Genomic DNA, 18,752 nt, shown 5'->3' on the forward strand with positions numbered 1-18,752 from the left:
ACGAGAAACAACGAGAAACACGCCCTATCCGCCCCTCTTGCTCGGCTGCCAACATTTCCCTCTGATAGTAAGCACCTTGAACCGCTGTAAGATAAGCCCCTTCCCATATATGCTTATAAGTCTCGGGGCGGTTTCTCAAATCATCAAGCCGTGCTTCATTTAAGATCTTGGGAAACTTCGGATTGTCTAACCAATTGATCTCTACACGCTTAATGGCTTCATTGTCTGAAAAGCGAAACCGCCTTTCAACCGGTGCATTATCGCGCAACGGGTTCCATGTGACCCATAACTCTGCTCTCCACCCCTCTCCCTCTTCACGTAAAGTCGGTATAAGCGTCTGCCAAGCTGTCTCAGTAACGGGCTCTGCCTCATCAACCCAACAAAGCAAAATACGCCCCATCGATTTGATACTTGCAATATTGCGGTCCAGTCCAGAAAACTGAAACGCTATACGACCATCATTTGACTTAATTGAAGCCTCCCCTACCTTGTAATAGCTCTTTAAAAAGTCATGGGCTTCAATCGCGCGCTTAATCTCCTCCAATGAACTTTCTGCTAGCGAATTTTGAAACTGACGCGCACAAAGAATAGTCCCTGATATTCCTTGCATACCAAATTGATAGCCTTTTAAAGCAGCCATCAAGGCAAATGATCTTGTCTTCCCAGACCCTCGTCCACCCCAAGCCGCTCGTACCAAAGCATCTCCTGTAAAAATCGGTATAAGTTTTGGTACAATCTTAATCTGTCTTGTCGTCATTCATTGTTAAAGGAGCAATTTCTACACGCCCTATGATCTTAATCGCCCCCCCATCTTCCCCTGTCACTTGCAAAGGCAAGATCTTGCCAAGCAACGCTAAATAAGCCGCGGGGCATCTTATTGCCTGCTTTTCCAGATAAGAGATTAGTCCTTCCTTGCCATACTTATTGCCTGCTAATTCAGCGGCTTTAAGAATTGCTTCTTTCAAAAGGCGTGTATTCTTATTTGGGACACCTTTGACACGCCCTTGACCTGCTTTTGGTGGTCTATATTTTTTCTTTGTTTGAGAAACCTGTTCTGTATTTTGTGATGTCATAAAATACACCCTCCAGATAATAAAAAACCCCGCAAATGCGGGGATTTTCGACTGTACATTTCCCTCTCTAGACACAATACGCCTAAGTACAGTAAGGTCATTAAATACGATTTGCTACACTTTGTCAACATAAAAATAACACATATTGATAATTTTGAAGGGAATCGGTTAGACAAATAAGGTGTAAATTAAAGGTAAAAAAATAATGTTTATAAAAAAATCTTTATTTAGAAGCGTACTAATTGTAGCACTTTTTACAACGTCTCTTATATCCCCTTCAAACGGATATGCTAATCCAAACGAGTTATTCTGTTCGAAAGAAATTATAGAACGAGAGAGCGCGCTCCGTAATTACATGTTTCATGTAGATAACTGGTGGGAAAGTACTTTCCGCAACACTTTATGGTTCGCGAATACCTCACGTTTGTCAAAGCATAAGATTGAACAACACGCCAGCATGATGCAACAATGGCATGATATAATCATAGAACGAATGAGAAAATCTCGTCAATTAATTGAATATATGGCAAATGAAATAACTGAAATAGAAAATTTAAATAAAGCAAAACAATCTAAAAACCATGCGGAGGTAACAGAAATTCTAGAACGCCTTTCCGGAATTCAAAATTTGATAGCTCAAACTAAGAAAGAAGTTGAGAAACAAGATTATAAAATGGAGATATTATATAAGCTTCTCAGAGATATTCGTCAATAATTACATAATTTTATGCAAAATGTTTCTGAAGCGTATTAAGAGCAACGCGTAATGAATTCACAAGATGCGGTAGCATTTGATCTTCTATCACGAGATACTGTAGCGCAGCATAAAGACTGTACTGTCTATAAAGGCATTGGGCTTCTTTTAGTGCCTCTTGCATGTTGATAAACTGCTCTGTTGCAAATGCTACCCACTTATCTCTTGCCTTATCATCAGATGATGACGGCATTTCGTCATAAATCGCATTAGGCAAGCCCTTTGCACAAAGGTAGTTATTTCTTATCTGTAAATACTGTTGCGCGGCGTCATATTGCTCTTGTGTAAGCACGCCTTGTAAACAAAGCCGACCTATATAAGACCCAGAAAGTGGATTTTTTGCCTCGTGTAGGGTTAAACCGAAGCGCTTTGCACGTATCTCTATTGCCAATTGATCAGCAGCTTCACGAAGTGTTTTAGAGCGCGATATACGCCCATTGGCTTCTCTTATTTGCCCTATGATTTTAGGGCGTCCCCTCTTTTTGTTTTTTTTCACAACACCGCCTTCGTTTAAAAAGGAACATCATCATTCATAACGATATGGGGTGTATCAAGAGGTCTGTAAATGCTTCTGTCATAAGCAGATGATGACGGCTCTTGATTATCATCATTTTTACCATCTAAGAGCTTTAAGTCGCCTTTGTACTTAGGCAAAATGACTTCTGTTACGAACCGTTCAATACCGTTTTTATCTTGCCATTTACGCGTTTGAAGCTGCCCCTCGATATAAACTTTGCTGCCTTTATTGAGATATTGAAGCGCTATTTTTGCTAAATGTGGATTAAACACCACAACGGAATGCCATTCTGTTTTGTCTACTTTCTTATTGGTAGCCTTATCTGTATAGCTCTCAGACGTTGCTATACGAAAATTGACCACCTCGGCGCCAGATGACATTGTTTTACTTTCTGGATTTGCACCTAAATGACCAATTAAAATCACTTTATTAAGCATATTTGTAAATTCCATTAAACGATGGAAAGATCATAACATACTTTAAGTATTTTTACAATATTTTCAATGATTAAAAAAGATATTTTCACATAAAAGATTAGAATTGACATTGTTTATTTTGTTGTTTATAAGCTACGTATGTTTATTATTAAGAAAACGATATACTTCACTAAATGGTTAAACTCTTTAAGAGACAAACAAGCGCAAAAGAAGATTGCTATGCGCATTTTGCGTCTTGAATATGGACTTTTGGGTGATGTTAAGTTCTTCAATGGCATAGGTGAATTACGCATCCATTATGGGGCTGGTTACAGAATTTATTTTGTAAAAAGAGAGAAAGAGATTATTTTATTATTAAACGCAGGCGATAAATCGACCCAACAAAAGGATATCGAAAGAGCCCTTCAATTAGTAAAAGAGATTAACAATGAAAATAACACCATTTGATGCTAGCGAATTTTTTAAAACCACTGAAGATTTTAAAGAATTATTACAAGATGCTTTAGAAACTAAAAACAGTGGGTATGTTTCATATGTGTTAGGAATTATTGCACGTAAACAGGGAATGACTGCAATTTCTCATGAGACAGGGTTAAATCGTGAATCTCTTTATCGCTCTTTAAGTAAAAAAGGTGATCCACGGCTTTCTACTTTCTTTAGTGTTTTAGACGCTTTAAATTTACAAATCAGTTTAAAACAAACCCATAATAATTGTGAAAAAACAACAGCTTTAGAGAAGCTTTAAAAGCGACTTTTCTCTTGCGTTTTGATATAAAACTATCTAATAGTTTTATTGATTTTGATAAGAATCCTCTATTATCATTACTCTATTGTGGGTTTGTATTAAAAGCCGCGTCTTTAAAGACACGGCTTTTTTTAATTATTGCATATTTCCGTAAATTTGCTCTCTTAAGCAAGCCAATCCTTTAGATGTAATCTTTGTTGACGGTACGGTTTTTTCTGTACCATCGTTTTTTTGAATAGTAATGGCTGTGCAATCCATTAATCCCTTTTGGATTTTATCTTGATATGGTAATAAAGGACTGCTTGGCATTCTTCTGTAAACCCAACCATATCTTCGCAAATAATCTGTTAAATCCTTAGGTCTTACTTCCAATATTTTTGCTGCCTCTGTAATACCAAACAAGCCGTCGGAACGCTTTAAACCATCAAGAGCTATTGCTTTTGGTTTTAACTCTGCAATTATGATGTCTTTACGCTCATTTTCGTTTTTTAGATGAGTTAATACACCTAACATTACCTGCGGACTTGAGTAATCGATTTGCTGTGATGTTACTGCCTGCTTTGCACGCCGCTCACACTCGATAAAGTATAAACGGGCTTGTTTTCCTTTTTCATTACGCTCTACCATGGCAAGCTCTTTTGCCATGTCTAATGTGAGCTGATAATTAATTGCAATAACAGCTCTAGATTTTGCGCTCCCCGATTTTGGGGACCGCAAATCTTGTGTTTTTATGAAATCTTTGCCCTCTTCAAATGCATACTGATTAATACGATCTTTAATCCAAGTAGAAAAATCTTTACCTACCTCTAAAAACGCGTGCAAATCACGAGCATTTACAGTTTGAACTAATTCACCATCGATTTGAGTTTGATTTATGTTAATTAAATATTGCGACATCTTTTTTTCCTTAAAAATTTAATAAAATTTAAAAAGAAGGCGCCCCCGCCGCGCCCGCGCGTCATTTAAGCAGCCTCATTTAGGCTATGCACATTATTCAAATCGGGACTATAAGCTTTCAAAAGAGAAGCTATTGATTTAATTGGTTCAGAATGACCAAACTCTGTAATGATTGCTAAAATTCTTGTAAAATTAGGAATTTCGTTTTGTAATTTAAAAACCAAGACCTTTTCAAGATCTGCCATAAGTTCCACTAAAGAAACATGATATCCATCTTCACAATCAATATTTTCACTATTAGCTTCTTTAAACACTGCCATCCACAAATCACATAAGAAATCAGTGGTTATTTTGATGTCGTTTTTTTCTTTAGAATGCATTTTAACACCTATTGGTTGGAGTTTTGATTGACAACCCATAAGGGCGCCGGGCGCTCAAAACACGGCCAATAGTCCGTTGCTACGCTTTTCCCATAGGGGTATTTTATGGCGTAACTACACCCGACATAATCGTTATATGCCAATGACAGCATAAAAGAAAGTCAGTATTTTAAAGAAATGGGAGAAACCTTTTCGTGGTTTATCCGCTATTGGTCAGTGTTTTGATCACTTGCCAACCTTAATAAACGACCTTTTCTTTAAAGTCAATACGTATTTTTTATTTTTTTCACTTTTTTTCATTTTGATATCTACACAATTGAATATCAAGTGCTTTTTCTAACTCACTGTCTATATCATCATAAGTTTTCACTGCTTTCACTGTACGTTTTTTGATTTTCGAATTCACCTCATCTATCAATGCCTCATAACTCAATACGCTTTTTGGTAAATCACCTCCGTATATCCACGCTTTCACTTGAGCCTTGGTACTGTAATCAACTTTGTCAGGCATCTTATGATCATGATACTGTCCACCATCAAATTCCTCATATTCTCTCTCTCCATCTTCGTATTCGTAAAGATTATAAAAATACTCTGCTACCCTCGTTCCCCATGGTGCATGCCCCACCGCCGTTGCTACAAACTTCTTTTGAATAGGCTGTTTACGTTTTTTTAAAAACATCTGATTTAATATCCCCTTGCTTAAATCCATAACTTTACCAATGGGTTTATTTGCCTCAAAATGGACCGTGCAGAAGCGTTTTAAATTTCAATATGGTTTTCATCATAAAATCTTTAAATCGCTTTGTACGGTACCTTTTTGACGATTTAAACGCATATCTATTCTCAAAACTATCAGCTCTTTTCACTATTTTGCTGTTTTTCGAATGCGATTAAATACGATTCCATTATTTAAGTGTCTTTAAGCATAGATTGCTGTTGGAAGTATGCTAAATCTTTTTGACTGTTTGTTTTCAAAGATGTTTGACAGTGGTTTATAGCATGCGTTTTCATATGATACTTTCACTTCTAATGCTTCTTTCAATTCTAATTCTACGTGTTTCTTAGTTGCCAATCCATATTTTGGATGCGTAATCCAATTATCCCAAGCAATTTGCCAATTGCGTTCATGTGCATTTCGACATGGATGGGCTTTTGAAAAGCGTACAAATTTTTTAAACTCTGATAACGCTTCATCATGCGTTAATCCTAGATCAATTGCGTATTGAAAATCGGGTTTGAAATCTTCTAGTATTCTTTCAACTTCTTGTTTTTCCCTCGTTTTCTTTGTTTCTTCAAAAAATTTTGCTTTCTCTGGAAAACAAGCAGGCATCACCTTGTCAAGGATTTCTGAAAGTTGTTTACCAACCTTTTTACTTTTTCGTGAAGGCAATTTCTCAATCATCGCTTCGTTAAGTTGCCATCGGTTGTTAGCTTCGTTTGAAAGATTGATATTTTGCTCGTGAACGATTGGTTGTTTGGTTTCTATCGTTTTGATTTGTTCTAATTGAACATCATCACTCTCGATTGCTTTTTCAACCAAATCGTTTGTTTCTAAATTTTCAAAATCAATTTCTTTTTTTGATAAAATAATATTTTTATCTTTTTTGTTATTGTTAATATTATTGTTAATGTGAATGTTATTGTTATATATATAGGCATCATTAAGCATCGATTTAGCATCATGCTTAGCATGCTTAGCATCATTAAGCATACCACAAGCATCATGCTTAGCATGCTTAGCATCGTTTTTATTAGTATTTTCAATAACTTGAGCATCATCACAAGCATCACAAGCATCATTTGCATGTTTATCCCATCTTGCCTGCGCTGCTTTCTTTGCTCTCTCCGATAATCTCTTTGACCGTGATGTTTTTGATGCCTTTTCTAAACTCTCATGAGAGTTAGTAAGCTCTTCCTCAACATCTAAATTCCACAAACGACCGTTTGCTAAACGAACAAGGTATCCTTCTTCAAGCAAAACATTTAACGCTGCTTCAAACTTCTTCACTGAATAACCAGTGTAATGAGATAAAACTTTAATATTATAAAAAAGAGGTTCACCAGTACGCAACATACGTAACCGTAATCGCATATAAATATTGCCCTCTACAGCAGGCAAATAATCAACAACCATTGCCCACTTATCTGCAAAAAACCTTGTCCATGGTAATTTACTGGACATACCCCAATTCCCTTTCTTTAACTAAATGTAAAATTGCTAAAGCATCTGCTTCATTGTCATCACAAGGCGCGTGACCCTTTGCACGCATTGCCTTAATCATTTCTTCTTTTGACGCATTCCCCTTCCCCGCCGTCGCTTTCTTAATCGTACTTACTGGAATGCCCTCATAAGGTATCTGATGATGTTCACACCACGCCGTTAATGTTGCTAATAAACCACCGTAAACGTGCGCTGCATCAGTTCCAACATGACGCCTCACTTCTTCAAAATACACCGCGTCAATATCACCTGCTGTATGCTTTATCTCATTAAGCCATTGCTTAAAGCGTAAATAACGCATTCCCCCGCCTTCAAAACGACGGGGTTGTAAACTCATCGTACCACTGAATATATGACCATTTCCCCCTCGTATCGCCCACCCCATCTTCGTACCTAGATCAAAACAAAGAATCGTGTTAATCACCGCACCGCTCCATACATAATGTGTTTTATAAGATTGTTTTTTCCTAAAAGCGGGTAAAGAAAGATGTTGAAGCGTGCAAACGTATATAAATACGGGAGTATATTCCTTACATTAATTGGAATAGTGATTATGTTCCTTAATTGGAAGGTATGCTTAAATTGGATAGAACAACACCCTACCCTTTTTTCTGCACTTTCTTCGGTTGGTGCTTTATTATCCGCAATTTTTTCTTTTCGTTCTATTAAACAGACATTGAATTTAAGAAATGAAGATCGAATAGAAGCTGCAAAATTGAGAAGAGAAGATCGAATAGAAGCTGCAAAATTGAGAAGAGAAGATCGAATAGAAGCTGCAAAGTTTAGAAGAGAAGACCGAGAAAAATTTGAAACAGAATTAGCCAATGCCGTGGACATAGCTAAATCAACTAAACAACAAGCAATATCAATGGAAAAGCTTGCCACAGTTCTGGAAAAACAATTAGAGATTTTAGAAGAAAAAAAGCTCCGTGTTACCACACACAGTTCATGGATAAGTGATAATCCTAATGATATCTTTCCAGTAATATATGTATCTTTAATCATTACAAACCCCACAAAACAAACAATTAAAATCAACTCTATCAGCATACAGGATAATAGCCTTTTTATCTTTATGTCCGCATGCTATCGCGAACTTTCGCCACAATCATTAGGAACACTACATTACATCCATCCTCAACAGGAAAAACACTTATGCTTAAAGAAACCTCGAGTCGATCCACCCATACATAGCGATATTGATCCATTTAGCCTCAAACCTTCTGGTCTATTAGGACTAATTATTCGTGTTTTTCCTATAGACAGAAACTCAGAAATTCCTTTAATATTGACTATGGAGCACACTGCCGTAAATCCTTTAAATCCACCAGAAAAAGTGACTTTTTGCCCCGAATATTTTAATATTAAACCAAGAAATAAACTATCCGATCTGTTGTATTCCAAGCTGTTTCCATTCAATAAATAACCGTTTTCCAACATGATGAATAACGATGTTGTTCCTCAGGGCTTTTTTCAGCCAACTCGGCCCATGTCATTGGCTTTGGTTTCATAAGAAGAAATGATAAATATTGTGCCCTATCCCATTGATTGGCTTCTGCAACTGTAACCGATTGTTTTGCCATAAACCATCTATTGAAATCTTCAATAATTTCAATTGCTTCATTCTTTGTCTGTTCATCCTTCCTCAATTGTTGCAATATCTTTCGTGCTCTATCATCATCTTTTTCATCACTATATTTATTTATAATTGGAGCTTTGTTTACAAACTCTCTTACAAGCGCACGAACATCTTCAGACTCTTGAAGATTGTCATTAATATTTTTATATGACGTCACACATTCTTGCTCTTTAGGATTCTTCTGTAAACGTTCCTGCTCTTTTTGTTCTTGCAATTCTTGTAACCATTTAATTTCTTTATCATTTTCTGCTAATTGTCCCTCCATCAACGCTTTTTGTGACGCTATTAACTCATCTCTTAATTCTATCTCTTTTGCCAGTTTAGAAGCTTTGAAATAATAGTAGAAAGCCAAAGTTATTGCTAAAATCACTAATATCGTTGTATCTTCCATCTCTCTCTCCTCACTTACTTTTCTTCTTATTTTTATGAGGCTTTTCTTTTACAGATTCACCACGCTGCTTAAGCTCGTCTTTAAGCCTCTCAATTTCTTCATCACGTGATTGAGCTTCTGCTGTTAGTCTATCTACGACTTTTTCTGTCCGTTTGAATACTTCTTCATACTCATCTATCTTTTGCTTCAGTTCTTTAATTTCTGTATCGTGTAATTGGGCTTCTGCTGTTAGTCTATCTATACGATAATTTTTCCCTTTTAATGTTTCTTTGGAATCATCTATCTTTTGTTTCAGTGTTTTAATTTCTTCACTACGTGATTTAACTTCTTTTTCTAAGGACCTTATAATTGCATTTTTCTGTTCAAACTCGTCTTTATACTTTTGTATATCCTCATGACGCTTATCAATGGTCTTCTTAGCTACGTTGAATTCTTCTTTTAAAACCCTAATTTGCAATTCTTGACCTTCAACTTTCTCTTTAAGCTTTTTAACTTGAGCGCGATAATACAAAGCAAAACGAAACATCACTCCGCATAAAAGCAATGCTCCAAATACGACACACACAACTATCGCTATCATTTCATTTAAACTCATTTTCATCTCCTTAATGCTGTAAACTATCGCCAGTGTGATCAACACCGCGGCTTTTAGAAATTGAAGAAAAATTCTCTTGATACCAATCGCTAGGACTTATGTAATTATCAGTAACTTCTGCTATTTTTTGTATTATCCTAGGATGCGGAAATCGCTTCTTATTCACATAGCGTGCTATAGATGCTTGTGTAACACCTACCAAAATCGCAAACTCGGCATAAGTAATATTATTCTTTGATAAATACAGTTTTAGTTTAGACATTCCTCTTTTTACCATATCGGTATTATTAAGACAAGCATATTTTACCATATTGGCATTTGAAAGGATATTTTTTTTAATTAGGATAAGAATCATGAATAATTTGAAATTTTTCAGACAAAAAGTAGGTTTAACTTCAAAAGAATTAGCCGAATTGGTAGGGACTAGTCAGCCACAAATTTTTCGTTTAGAAAATGGACAACGAAAATTAACAAAGGAGTGGGCTGTACGTTTGGCGCCACACTTAAAAATTACCCCCAAACAACTGTTGTTTTCGGGAAATAAGCCTAATAGCTTAGATGAACAAATTGAAGATATGTTAGAGCATCTAAGCTACGATAATAAGGTTAAACTTCTTGATCTCCTTTCTTCATTTTATCAAGATAAAAAAGAATAAACTCTCTTTTTTCATCTTCTGTCAATTTATCCCATAGTTCTAATATTTGCGTATTAATTGACCATTTTTCATCCATTTTTTCTACTCTAAAAAAATATAAAATAAAAAAATAACCATTTTGGTATTGACTTTAAATTACCGTTTTGGTATCGAATATCCCATATCGTAAAAAATAACCATTGCCAATAGGCTCTATGGAGGCGTTTGTGAACAAACCAGTGTTTATAAATTCTGATGAAATTCTCTTAGTCATCTGCGAAAATGAAGAACAAAATCTCGCGAAATCCGGTCCTTTCTTAGAAGAAAAGGACATGATCAAATTTATCGACCAAGCCGATAATGCTGTGCAAATTTTCCGTGTCGAACCAACGACTAATCGTTGTGAAGATATCTCTGAAGATCTTGCCGAATGCTATCTTAAAGAATGTGAAGAAGACTGCTTTAATGGAAACATACCTCACGACTTTGTTAAAGACAGTAGCGCATACGATTTTTTTTTAGAAGAAATCGAACAGCAGCGATATGAAGATGAAATATACGGGACTTATGAACAGCAGCACCGTTTAACTCTTTCAGATGTCATTCCAAATTACCCTCATTATACACACTACAGAGGGCGTTTTTAAGAGCGCCCCCTCTTTTCAAAAAATTACAACACAAACCAATGCCGTTCTTTTCAAGAGCGACAAAGGAATACTCTAACTTAAAGGAAATAAATCATGGAAAAAAAATACGAACTTACTGATGAGAAAATTCAACCTGGCTTTAAGAAACTTCATAGAATTAGAGCATTGAGAGACTTTGGAGATGTTAAAGCTGGTGATTTAGGCGGCTTTATAGAAAAAGAAGATAACCTATCCCATGAAGGCAATTGCTGGATTGGTGATAATGCTCGTGTTTATGGTCATGCACAGATTTTTGGTGATGCCTTGGTTTATGATGATGTCAATGTTTGTCGTCATGCCAAGGTTTTTGATAATGCCCGTGTTTATGGGAACGCATGGGTTTTTGATGATGCACATGTTTGTGGTAATGCCGAGGTTTATGACCATGCACGTGTTTATGGGGATGCCAAGGTTTATGGTGATGCTAAGGTTTTTGGAAATGCCGTGATTTCTGATGATGCCAAGGTTTATGAAAATGCATGGGTTTATAGCAATGCCGAAGTTTTTGGCAATGCCAATATTTATGGCAATGCGCGAGTTTTCGGTAAAGCAAATGTTTCCGGTAATACGAAGATTTACGACAAAGCTAGTATTTTGGGGAATGCCAAAGTTTATGGCAACAACTGTATTTATGGTGATGCACAAGTAACTGGAAATACAGAAGAATCCGAAAACGACTCTGTTTAAGGTAGGGGGTAATCATGGAAAAGAAGTACGAACTGACTGATGAGACAATCAAAGTTGGTAGAAAAACACTTCACCGAATTAGAGCATTGAGAGACTTTGGAGATGTTAAAAAAGGTGATCTAGGTGGATTTATAGAACATGAAGACAACCTAAGCCATGAGGGAAATTGCTGGGTAGCGGGTTCGCATAGACCATTTGACAGTGGATATGTTTTTGGAAATGCTAAGGTTTTTGGAAATGCCGTGATTTCTGATGATGCCGCGGTTTATGGTGATGCCATGGTTTATGACAATGCAGAAGTTTTTGGCGGCGCTAAGGTTTATGGTGATGCACGTATTTATGGAAATGCCAAGATCTATGAGACCGCCTTCGTTTTGGGTCGTGCATGGGTTTATGATCATGCCAAGGTTTATGGTTGTGCCGTGGTTCGTGGTCGTGCCAAGATTTATGACCATGCCAAAGTTTATGGTTTTGCTAACATTTATGGGAAAGCCCACATTCGCGACAGAACAAGAATTCTTCAAGATATAAAAATTTAACAACCAAACCAAACAACTTTTAACACAAGCGTGATTCACGCCACGGGGGAATTGCGCGCAAATCAAGGAAACAATAATGACAAATACACAATTAGCCACTATGGCAAAAAAATATGGGTTTTCTCATGATGAATTTCGTAAAACAATTATCAAAACATGTATCAATCATAACTTCTCTGATGAAGAATTCGCTGCTTTTATCTCTGTTGCCAATACTTATGGATTAAACCCATTAACAAAAGAAATCTATGCATTCCCTAAAAAAGGCGGCGGTATTATCCCTGTTGTCTCTATTGATGGGTGGATTAAAATCATTAAATCTAATCCTCAATTTGATGGCATGACTTTTCAAGATCAACTCGATAAAGATGGTAATCTCATTGCTATCAAATGCGCTATTCGTCTCAAAGGCATTAAAGATCCTATCGAGGTTACCGAATATTTAAAGGAATGTAAGAAAGAAAAAAGTGACCCATGGGACCAATATCCAGCACGTATGTTGCGTCATAAAGCAACTATACAATGTGCTCGCTATGCTTTCGGTTTTTCCGGTATTTATGAAGAAGATGAAGCGGCTCGTATTAATAATACCACACCAGTACAACTTATTTCTTATGACATGCTTGAACAAATCAAAGAATTAATTAAAGAGACTGGAACCAATGAAAATAATCTTCTCTCTTACACAAATGTAAAAAACCTAACAGATCTGTCTTGTGAAAAAGCACAAGAGGTTTTGGCGCTTTTGGAAAAAAGGAAAAATATTCAAAGAGAAAGAGCTCTACAATCTCACACGCAACAAGAGCAAATAAACGCGTCTATACAAGATGCCGAATATATTCATATCCAAGATATTGAATATGCACCAACTCAACAAGAACAAGAAATGGCGGTGTGAAATGGAACAAAGAACAGCAGAATGGTTTCAAGCCCGTTTAGGAAAAGTCACCGCTTCAAATATTTACAACGTTATTAGTAAAACAGCAAAGGGAACCCCTACAAGCAAATATGAAGATTATAAAATTAAACTCATTACAGAGCGCTTAATAGGCGAAGCAAACCCCTATTATGAAACTGAAGATATGAGATGGGGAATTGAACATGAAGAAGATGCTTTGAGAGAATATGCATTCATTTATGATACTGAAGTCACAAGATGCGGCTTTATCCAACACCCCACAATCCAAATGGCGGGGGCAAGCCCTGATGGGCTTATTGATAAAGACGGATTAATTGAAATCAAATGTCCAAGATCAACTACCCACATGCGTTTCTTTATCAATAATGAGATCAAACCAGAATATCTTGCACAAATGCAATTCCAAATGGCTTGTACAGAGCGCAAATGGTGCGATTTTATCAGTTATGACCCGCGTTTTGCGGGGGATTCATCTCACTTGCGTATGAAAATCAAACGTATCCACCGTGATGAAAAGCAAATTGAACAGATTAATCAAGCGGTTGAAAACTTTTTAGCAGAAATAGAACAAGAGATAATAAAGATCTCGACAAAAGCCGCATGAAGTTATGGGGGTGCTACGCGCTACCAGCACCCCCCACCCTTTCCTAACAATTTTAATCAATTCGTGACTCACCACACGAGTGAATTGCGTCTCAATGTAGGAGAAGAAATATGGCGCCTCGTAAAGCTATCATAACGCAAGCAGCCATTGCACGCGCTTTAAGAGAAGCTAAAAAGCAAGGGTGCGAACTCATAGAAATCAAACCTACCGGTGAACTGCTTATCTATCTTAAAGCAGATATTCCAATACCAAATTCAGTTAACCACCCAGACACACTTCTAGATTTGTCAAAGAATGAATATTACGAAATCGCACTCTCTAAGATGTAAAATTGCTTATGCCTAAACCACGCCCCCCCTATCTTCTAAAAGAAGTCACACGCCATAACAAAATCATATGGTATGTACGTATCGGTCATGGAAAACGTATTAGAATACGCGGAACCTATGGAACGCAAGAGTTTGTTGACAACTACAAAAGCGCACTTGCCGAATTACAAGGCATAATCCATCCAAAACCGAAAACCGGAAAACTGATTGAAGGGTCATTTGCATGGCTGCTTAAACAATATTTTAATAGCTCTGATTGGTATTGCCTTGCTAAAGCTACTAAAAGACAAAGAGAACTTCTCCTTATGAAGGTATGTGATAGCATAGGAAATATTCCATACAAAGCAATTGAAAAAAAACATATTATAGCCGGTGTTGAACGGCGTAAAGAAACACCATCAGCTGCTCAAAATTTTTTGAAAGCTCTTAATGGGCTTTTTAATTGGGCAATTGACCAAGGACTTTTGGAAAATAATCCAACAATAGGAGTAAAAAGACCAGCTCTTAGCAATAAAGATGGATTCGCTGTTTGGACGGAAGATGATGTTGAGAAATATTACCAACGCTGGTCACATGGTACCCATGAACGGGTTTGGATTGATGTTCTTTTGTATACGGGCTTACGCCGTGGTGATGCCGTTCGCATTGGTTGGAAAGATGTTAATGATAATATCATTCATCTGAAAACAGAAAAGAGCCAATTTAAAACAGATGTTTTTCTACCCATTTTGCCTGAATTAGCAGAAACCCTTAAAATTGGTCCTATTGGAAATGAAACATTCATTTGCGGGAAAAATGGAAATAAGCTCGTAAAAGAAAGTTTTGGCAACCTGTTTCGTGAAGCATGTAATACAGCAGGTATTAAAAAATCAGCCCATGGATTGAGAAAATTAGCAGCCACACGCGCAGCAAATTCTGGTGCAACAGTTTCACAATTGAAAGCAATTTTTGGCTGGACAGAAGATAAAATGGCATCTCTTTATACAAAGAGCGCAGATCGTAAAAGATTAGCTCTTGAAGCTATAAAAAAGCTCCAAAAAAGTTAGGGATAGAAGCAAAAAAAACTTAAAAAAAACAATACCTACAATATTCCCTTATATTTTATTAATATGTTGATTTTATTAAAATCAATTAGAACGGCCCGGGGAGCCACTTCTTTTTTAATCCACCCATAGAATCGTTTTTATTTGCATTTTTAAACGTGAAGGATGCGTAAATAAAAGTGAGAGAATAGGATTTTTGCAATAAAAATAAAGTAGAAATGCAATGTCCTATGGGGTCCTTTTTGTAATGAGCCAAAAAAACAATTGTGTCATTTTAAAGAGAAAACTATTGTATAAGTTATTTCTTATTGATTAATTTCAAAATAATTACTTTTTCAAACTACCGCTCCCTCTATCAGAGAGCACTGTAATTTTTAGCAGATTATAAATTACGATTTCTTTCATGAGAGAGAATTGTTCAATGCTACCAGTCATGAAAAGCTCCCGTATAATCTTTGTTTACCAACCCAAAAATAATTTTTACTCAATAAAACAATTAAGCGCAAAAATTTGCTTTTGAAGCAAGCATTTAAAAAAATGGAAGAACAATAATCAAAATCATCTATATTATCGCCATATACCCCGTAAATCCCCCCTGAAAGCAAAAACTCCCAACCAAAAAGTTTGTAAAACCCAGCTTCTTATCTAGAAAATTCCTCCTACTAATCAATTCATAAACTCTACAATTAGCCCCTTGCCTTGAATAGTCATTACCCTGTCATAAAAATACTGAATGCGTAAATTTTATGGGCTTTATATCACAGACTTAAACAAGAGTGTTTTTACAGTGCAAACAATATAATAATCTAAGTTGTTGAGAATGCTGTAAAAGCCCTCAAAAAATCATGAACATTTCCCCTAGCATTTTTATCCATTGTATTGTGCATCTACCATATATTGAGAGACATTTCTTAAATCCCCCAAACCCGTTTCACAATAGCTCCCGTAAATGGTATAAAAATCCATTGATGAGCACCATCTTTGACTTACAATAAAAGTCACTACCATCATACTATTTTCTAACGCTCAATGTTAGAAATATTCCTTGTCTTTGCAAGAAGTGACAAGAATCATTTTATTGATTGCTTAATTTTTTATCCATACGATAATCTCGTTTGTAACATGCAAACGAATAGTTTTAATGGATCAATATAAACAGATTCGAAATGAGAAAACTTCACAATATAGGTGGATTATTTAATTTATAAAACAATCAGTTATCATTACTCATATTTTTTAATGAAAATAATAAAGCAAATAAATAATTACCTCTACAATGAGACTTTCTTTTCAAAAGATTTTTATCAAAGGTTTTCATTTTTTAGAAATGAAAATCTCTCTTATTTTGGCAAGAAGGCTGTATATCTCTTTTTAATTGAAGAAAAATCAATAAAAGCAAAAAAACGCCCAAAACATGATCTCTTTTCAAGATTTTATTAAGCAGCCTTCTTGACTGACTTGCGGAAACGAAGGGACTTCGCACGCCTTACTGCTGCTTTTGCTTTTTTATGTCTCTCATTTGGAGATGAAGAATTCTTCCTCTGTAACTGTGCTGCATCATCTTTTCGACCTAAAAACCGCTTCTGACGTTTAGATTTTTTTAAACGACGCTCTTTATTGTTTTCTTTTTCCCCACTTTGGGGCACATTTAGCTTTTCTGGAAATGCTGCAAATTGTTCTGGAACAGATTCAGACACCAATTTCATACGAATCAAGCGCTCTACAGCACGTAACCTAGTCTTTTCTATCTTTTCGTCAAAAAGCGTAAGAGCTTCACCAGATGCCCCATTGCGTCCTGTCCGCCCAATACGATGCACATAACTTTCAGCTTCATCTGGTAAGTCATAATTAATAACGTGGCTTATCCCTGGTATATCAATACCGCGAGCAGCAATATCTGTTGCAACAAGAATCTGTACCGATCTTTCACGAAAAGCTTTTAAAGCAGATTGGCGAGCACCTTGTGATTTATTACCATGAATTGTTGCAACCAAATAGCCTATTTTTGCTAAATGACGGGTGACAGCATCAGCCCCATATTTCGTTCGAGTAAAAACAATAACCGAATCAAAAGCTGGATTTGTCAAAAGTTTACTTAAAACATTCTTTTTTTCACTGGTAGGAACACAATATAATTTCTGAGCAATCTCTAAAGCTGTAGTGCCTTGAGGAGCAACTTCAATCTTAACTGGATCATTGAGTAAACACTTTGCGAGCGCAGCAATTTCTTTCGGCATTGTCGCAGAAAAAAGTGCTGTCTGACGCTCTGGATGCAAAAGCTTTGCAATTTGCTTAACATCATGAATAAACCCCATATCCAACATACGATCTGCTTCATCCAAAATCAAAAAACGAGATTGAGAAAGATCAACACATTTGTCACGAACAAGATCTCTCAAACGCCCTGGAGTCGCGACCAAAACATCCACACCTGCTTCCATACGTTTAATTTGCTTTAAACGTGATACTCCCCCAAAAATAAGACATGTCGAAAGATGCGCCCCTTTCGCCACAGTGCGAATTGCTTCATCAATTTGAACAGCAAGTTCACGCGTTGGAGCTAAAATCAAAGCACGCGCAGTTTTAGGACAGCGTTTATCACCCAAAGTTAAAATTTGACTTAAAATAGGTAAGCCAAATGCCAAGGTTTTTCCAGAACCTGTCTGTGCAATCCCTAAAATATCGTGTCCTTTCAACATTACTGGAATAGCTTGTTCTTGTATAGGCTTAGGTTTACTCATTCCAGAAATGCGTAAATTTTTAACCAAAAGAGTAGGCAAACCTAACTTTGTAAAAACATCTTCTTTTTTTATAGACAAAATAAAATCTTCCCTCAACTGAAGCACTTTCACGAAGTAACCAGCTGAATTCTTCACTCAAGAATCCGCGCAAGAGAAATCCTTGACATTTTAAACGAAGCAACGCTTGAAAAGCGACCTGCGCAACTCATGAGCACCTTGAAATTAAGGTAAAGGTATATACTTTCACTTTACAAAAAGCCAACAAACCAGCTTAAATACCTTTATCCTTATTATCCTTTTATTATGATAAAAAAGCAAGGGCTTTCCCAAATACATTTATCACGACAAAAAATATTTAAATCGTTTATTTCTTGATAACTGTTTCCATTGGTAAATGTACCTTAATAAAATGAGGATAAATCTCGAGAAAAACTGAATTTTGTAAAGTTTTTTGACCTCCATAAATTAAATACCATTGGTCTTTATCAAAAATCGCCAAAGTTTTATATTGAATAATGCGATCCTTCATCTCAAGAGCCGTTGGAATTAAAGCATATAAAGTACCGTCATCTGTTTGAAGATACTCAATATTTTCTTTATCTAAACGATAAGCACCAGAAGGCAAATTCTCAAATTGCCTATGCAACTGTTGGAGAAAATCACTCCGTAAAGCATCCTCTGTTGTATTCAATCGACGTGCCATCTCTTTATAAAGCCGCTCAGGCATATAATGAGATATAAGTGAAAAATCCCCTTTTTTTATAGCATTATTGATATCAACAACTATTCTGGATAGTTCAGTTTTTTGTATTGTCGTTGGCTGAGATGCTAAACTCTGTTGATGAACAATCAAAAAGAAAAATAGATTCAGCACAAAATAAAAAATAGATTTCATTTTTATATTTCTCGTTTTCGTA

General features: G+C 36.2%; 26 protein-coding genes. 12 read left to right on the forward strand and 14 right to left on the reverse strand.

What is annotated here, in order from left to right; genetic code table 11:
• On the reverse strand, positions 1–757 hold a 757-nt coding region (locus tag CER18_RS01665; protein ID WP_210199630.1), incomplete at its 3' end, for a phage terminase large subunit.
• Entirely contained in the window at positions 738–1,073 is a 336-nt protein-coding gene (locus CER18_RS01670) for a hypothetical protein (protein WP_100128384.1), read from the reverse strand. The genes CER18_RS01670 and CER18_RS01665, both read right to left, overlap by 20 nt.
• Positions 1,074–1,278: 205 nt before the next feature.
• Between CER18_RS01670 and CER18_RS01675 the strand changes: the two genes are divergently transcribed.
• Positions 1,279–1,788, forward strand: a complete 510-nt coding sequence (locus tag CER18_RS01675; protein WP_100128385.1) for a hypothetical protein — start codon at positions 1,279–1,281, stop codon at positions 1,786–1,788.
• Between the two features lie 10 nt (positions 1,789–1,798).
• Here CER18_RS01675 and CER18_RS01680 read toward each other — a convergent pair whose 3' ends face one another.
• Both CER18_RS01680 and ssb read right to left on the reverse strand, forming a co-directional pair.
• Positions 1,799–2,323 (reverse strand): hypothetical protein, encoded by a 525-nt coding sequence (locus CER18_RS01680; RefSeq protein ID WP_100128386.1) that lies wholly within the window; start codon positions 2,321–2,323, stop codon positions 1,799–1,801.
• 14 nt (positions 2,324–2,337) lie between these two features.
• Positions 2,338–2,781 (reverse strand): single-stranded DNA-binding protein, encoded by a 444-nt coding sequence (gene ssb / locus CER18_RS01685; RefSeq protein WP_100128387.1) that lies wholly within the window; start codon positions 2,779–2,781, stop codon positions 2,338–2,340.
• Between the two features lie 138 nt (positions 2,782–2,919).
• Between ssb and CER18_RS01690 the strand changes: the two genes are divergently transcribed.
• Complete coding sequence (locus CER18_RS01690; protein WP_100128388.1) at positions 2,920–3,228, forward strand: type II toxin-antitoxin system RelE/ParE family toxin; 309 nt, start codon at positions 2,920–2,922, stop codon at positions 3,226–3,228.
• On the forward strand, positions 3,209–3,526 hold the full coding sequence (locus CER18_RS01695; RefSeq protein WP_100128389.1) for an addiction module antidote protein: 318 nt from the start codon (positions 3,209–3,211) through the stop codon (positions 3,524–3,526). The genes CER18_RS01690 and CER18_RS01695 overlap by 20 nt, the downstream gene beginning before the upstream one ends.
• Before the next feature lie 135 nt (positions 3,527–3,661).
• On the opposite strand, the gene CER18_RS01700 is transcribed toward CER18_RS01695, so the two are convergent.
• The 5 genes from CER18_RS01700 to CER18_RS01720 form a co-directional block, all read right to left on the reverse strand.
• On the reverse strand, positions 3,662–4,423 hold the full coding sequence (locus CER18_RS01700) for an antA/AntB antirepressor family protein (protein WP_100128390.1): 762 nt from the start codon (positions 4,421–4,423) through the stop codon (positions 3,662–3,664).
• Positions 4,424–4,488: 65 nt separating this feature from the next.
• Positions 4,489–4,803: a hypothetical protein gene (locus CER18_RS01705; RefSeq protein WP_100128391.1), complete on the reverse strand. Its 315-nt coding sequence runs from the start codon at positions 4,801–4,803 to the stop codon at positions 4,489–4,491.
• Between the two features lie 286 nt (positions 4,804–5,089).
• Positions 5,090–5,485 carry a hypothetical protein gene (locus CER18_RS01710; RefSeq protein ID WP_100128392.1) on the reverse strand — a complete coding sequence of 132 codons (396 nt, stop codon included), beginning with the start codon at positions 5,483–5,485 and terminating at the stop codon, positions 5,090–5,092.
• Between the two features lie 240 nt (positions 5,486–5,725).
• Positions 5,726–6,988, reverse strand: a complete 1,263-nt coding sequence (locus tag CER18_RS01715) for a DUF1376 domain-containing protein (RefSeq protein ID WP_100128393.1) — start codon at positions 6,986–6,988, stop codon at positions 5,726–5,728.
• On the reverse strand, positions 6,978–7,451 hold the full coding sequence (locus CER18_RS01720; protein ID WP_100128394.1) for a crossover junction endodeoxyribonuclease RuvC: 474 nt from the start codon (positions 7,449–7,451) through the stop codon (positions 6,978–6,980). Before CER18_RS01720 ends, CER18_RS01715 begins: the two co-directional genes overlap by 11 nt.
• 63 nt (positions 7,452–7,514) lie before the next feature.
• On the opposite strand from CER18_RS01720, the gene CER18_RS01725 reads away from it, so the two are divergent.
• Positions 7,515–8,453, forward strand: a complete 939-nt coding sequence (locus CER18_RS01725) for a hypothetical protein (protein WP_100128395.1) — start codon at positions 7,515–7,517, stop codon at positions 8,451–8,453.
• Here CER18_RS01725 and CER18_RS01730 read toward each other — a convergent pair.
• From CER18_RS01730 to CER18_RS01740, 3 genes are read right to left on the reverse strand one after another with little or no spacing between them, the layout of a single operon-like run.
• Positions 8,443–9,057, reverse strand: a complete 615-nt coding sequence (locus tag CER18_RS01730) for a hypothetical protein (RefSeq protein ID WP_100128396.1) — start codon at positions 9,055–9,057, stop codon at positions 8,443–8,445. The two genes, CER18_RS01725 and CER18_RS01730, sit on opposite strands and share 11 nt — an antisense overlap.
• 10 nt (positions 9,058–9,067) lie before the next feature.
• Positions 9,068–9,652, reverse strand: coding sequence for a hypothetical protein (locus CER18_RS01735; protein WP_100128397.1), 585 nt, complete (start codon positions 9,650–9,652; stop codon positions 9,068–9,070).
• A gap of 10 nt (positions 9,653–9,662) precedes the next feature.
• Positions 9,663–10,007, reverse strand: coding sequence for a helix-turn-helix domain-containing protein (locus CER18_RS01740; protein WP_245410026.1), 345 nt, complete (start codon positions 10,005–10,007; stop codon positions 9,663–9,665).
• Here CER18_RS01740 and CER18_RS01745 point away from each other — a divergent pair.
• The 8 genes from CER18_RS01745 (at position 10,006) to CER18_RS01780 (ending at position 15,097) form a co-directional block, all read left to right on the forward strand.
• Positions 10,006–10,308 carry a helix-turn-helix domain-containing protein gene (locus CER18_RS01745; protein WP_100128398.1) on the forward strand — a complete coding sequence of 101 codons (303 nt, stop codon included), beginning with the start codon at positions 10,006–10,008 and terminating at the stop codon, positions 10,306–10,308. The genes CER18_RS01740 and CER18_RS01745 overlap by 2 nt on opposite strands.
• A gap of 206 nt (positions 10,309–10,514) precedes the next feature.
• The gene (locus tag CER18_RS01750; protein ID WP_100128399.1) at positions 10,515–10,934 is read left to right on the forward strand and encodes a hypothetical protein; all 420 of its coding nucleotides are present in this window, start codon (positions 10,515–10,517) and stop codon (positions 10,932–10,934) included.
• 93 nt (positions 10,935–11,027) lie between these two features.
• Complete coding sequence (locus CER18_RS01755) at positions 11,028–11,660, forward strand: hypothetical protein (RefSeq protein WP_100128400.1); 633 nt, start codon at positions 11,028–11,030, stop codon at positions 11,658–11,660.
• A 14-nt stretch (positions 11,661–11,674) separates the two neighbouring features.
• The gene (locus tag CER18_RS01760) at positions 11,675–12,199 is read left to right on the forward strand and encodes a hypothetical protein (protein ID WP_100128401.1); all 525 of its coding nucleotides are present in this window, start codon (positions 11,675–11,677) and stop codon (positions 12,197–12,199) included.
• Positions 12,200–12,275: 76 nt separating this feature from the next.
• Complete coding sequence (gene bet, locus CER18_RS01765) at positions 12,276–13,097, forward strand: phage recombination protein Bet (RefSeq protein ID WP_180299363.1); 822 nt, start codon at positions 12,276–12,278, stop codon at positions 13,095–13,097.
• 1 nt (position 13,098) lies between these two features.
• The gene (locus tag CER18_RS01770; RefSeq protein ID WP_100128403.1) at positions 13,099–13,722 is read left to right on the forward strand and encodes a lambda exonuclease family protein; all 624 of its coding nucleotides are present in this window, start codon (positions 13,099–13,101) and stop codon (positions 13,720–13,722) included.
• A gap of 110 nt (positions 13,723–13,832) precedes the next feature.
• Positions 13,833–14,051 carry a hypothetical protein gene (locus CER18_RS01775; protein WP_100128404.1) on the forward strand — a complete coding sequence of 73 codons (219 nt, stop codon included), beginning with the start codon at positions 13,833–13,835 and terminating at the stop codon, positions 14,049–14,051.
• A gap of 8 nt (positions 14,052–14,059) precedes the next feature.
• Complete coding sequence (locus CER18_RS01780) at positions 14,060–15,097, forward strand: tyrosine-type recombinase/integrase (RefSeq protein WP_100128405.1); 1,038 nt, start codon at positions 14,060–14,062, stop codon at positions 15,095–15,097.
• 1,433 nt (positions 15,098–16,530) lie between these two features.
• Here the strand turns inward: CER18_RS01780 and CER18_RS01790 are convergent.
• Together CER18_RS01790 and CER18_RS01795 are read right to left on the reverse strand one after the other, a co-directional pair.
• Positions 16,531–17,946 carry a DEAD/DEAH box helicase gene (locus CER18_RS01790; protein ID WP_100128407.1) on the reverse strand — a complete coding sequence of 472 codons (1,416 nt, stop codon included), beginning with the start codon at positions 17,944–17,946 and terminating at the stop codon, positions 16,531–16,533.
• Positions 17,947–18,199: 253 nt separating this feature from the next.
• On the reverse strand, positions 18,200–18,730 hold the full coding sequence (locus tag CER18_RS01795; RefSeq protein ID WP_100128408.1) for a hypothetical protein: 531 nt from the start codon (positions 18,728–18,730) through the stop codon (positions 18,200–18,202).
• Positions 18,731–18,752 lie beyond the last annotated feature (22 nt).

It is taken from the genome of Bartonella tribocorum (assembly GCF_002777915.1).
In the GTDB taxonomy this organism is placed as follows: Bacteria; Pseudomonadota; Alphaproteobacteria; order Rhizobiales; family Rhizobiaceae; genus Bartonella; species Bartonella tribocorum_A.

Excerpts from the sequence above, each read along its gene's own strand:
- bet (WP_180299363.1), top strand. The coding sequence starts at position 12,276 with ATGACAAATACACAATTAGCCACTATGGCAAAAAAATATGGGTTTTCT.
- CER18_RS01715 (WP_100128393.1), bottom strand. The coding sequence starts at position 6,988 with ATGTCCAGTAAATTACCATGGACAAGGTTTTTTGCAGATAAGTGGGCA.
- CER18_RS01755 (WP_100128400.1), top strand. The coding sequence starts at position 11,028 with ATGGAAAAAAAATACGAACTTACTGATGAGAAAATTCAACCTGGCTTT.
- CER18_RS01770 (WP_100128403.1), top strand. The coding sequence starts at position 13,099 with ATGGAACAAAGAACAGCAGAATGGTTTCAAGCCCGTTTAGGAAAAGTC.
- CER18_RS01740 (WP_245410026.1), bottom strand. The coding sequence starts at position 10,007 with ATGATTCTTATCCTAATTAAAAAAAATATCCTTTCAAATGCCAATATG.
- CER18_RS01775 (WP_100128404.1), top strand. The coding sequence starts at position 13,833 with ATGGCGCCTCGTAAAGCTATCATAACGCAAGCAGCCATTGCACGCGCT.
- CER18_RS01675 (WP_100128385.1), top strand. The coding sequence starts at position 1,279 with ATGTTTATAAAAAAATCTTTATTTAGAAGCGTACTAATTGTAGCACTT.
- ssb (WP_100128387.1), bottom strand. The coding sequence starts at position 2,781 with ATGCTTAATAAAGTGATTTTAATTGGTCATTTAGGTGCAAATCCAGAA.
- CER18_RS01695 (WP_100128389.1), top strand. The coding sequence starts at position 3,209 with ATGAAAATAACACCATTTGATGCTAGCGAATTTTTTAAAACCACTGAA.
- CER18_RS01700 (WP_100128390.1), bottom strand. The coding sequence starts at position 4,423 with ATGTCGCAATATTTAATTAACATAAATCAAACTCAAATCGATGGTGAA.
- CER18_RS01795 (WP_100128408.1), bottom strand. The coding sequence starts at position 18,730 with ATGAAATCTATTTTTTATTTTGTGCTGAATCTATTTTTCTTTTTGATT.
- CER18_RS01690 (WP_100128388.1), top strand. The coding sequence starts at position 2,920 with ATGTTTATTATTAAGAAAACGATATACTTCACTAAATGGTTAAACTCT.
- CER18_RS01705 (WP_100128391.1), bottom strand. The coding sequence starts at position 4,803 with ATGCATTCTAAAGAAAAAAACGACATCAAAATAACCACTGATTTCTTA.
- CER18_RS01730 (WP_100128396.1), bottom strand. The coding sequence starts at position 9,057 with ATGGAAGATACAACGATATTAGTGATTTTAGCAATAACTTTGGCTTTC.
- CER18_RS01780 (WP_100128405.1), top strand. The coding sequence starts at position 14,060 with ATGCCTAAACCACGCCCCCCCTATCTTCTAAAAGAAGTCACACGCCAT.
- CER18_RS01670 (WP_100128384.1), bottom strand. The coding sequence starts at position 1,073 with ATGACATCACAAAATACAGAACAGGTTTCTCAAACAAAGAAAAAATAT.
- CER18_RS01725 (WP_100128395.1), top strand. The coding sequence starts at position 7,515 with ATGTTGAAGCGTGCAAACGTATATAAATACGGGAGTATATTCCTTACA.
- CER18_RS01710 (WP_100128392.1), bottom strand. The coding sequence starts at position 5,485 with ATGTTTTTAAAAAAACGTAAACAGCCTATTCAAAAGAAGTTTGTAGCA.
- CER18_RS01735 (WP_100128397.1), bottom strand. The coding sequence starts at position 9,652 with ATGAGTTTAAATGAAATGATAGCGATAGTTGTGTGTGTCGTATTTGGA.
- CER18_RS01760 (WP_100128401.1), top strand. The coding sequence starts at position 11,675 with ATGGAAAAGAAGTACGAACTGACTGATGAGACAATCAAAGTTGGTAGA.
- CER18_RS01745 (WP_100128398.1), top strand. The coding sequence starts at position 10,006 with ATGAATAATTTGAAATTTTTCAGACAAAAAGTAGGTTTAACTTCAAAA.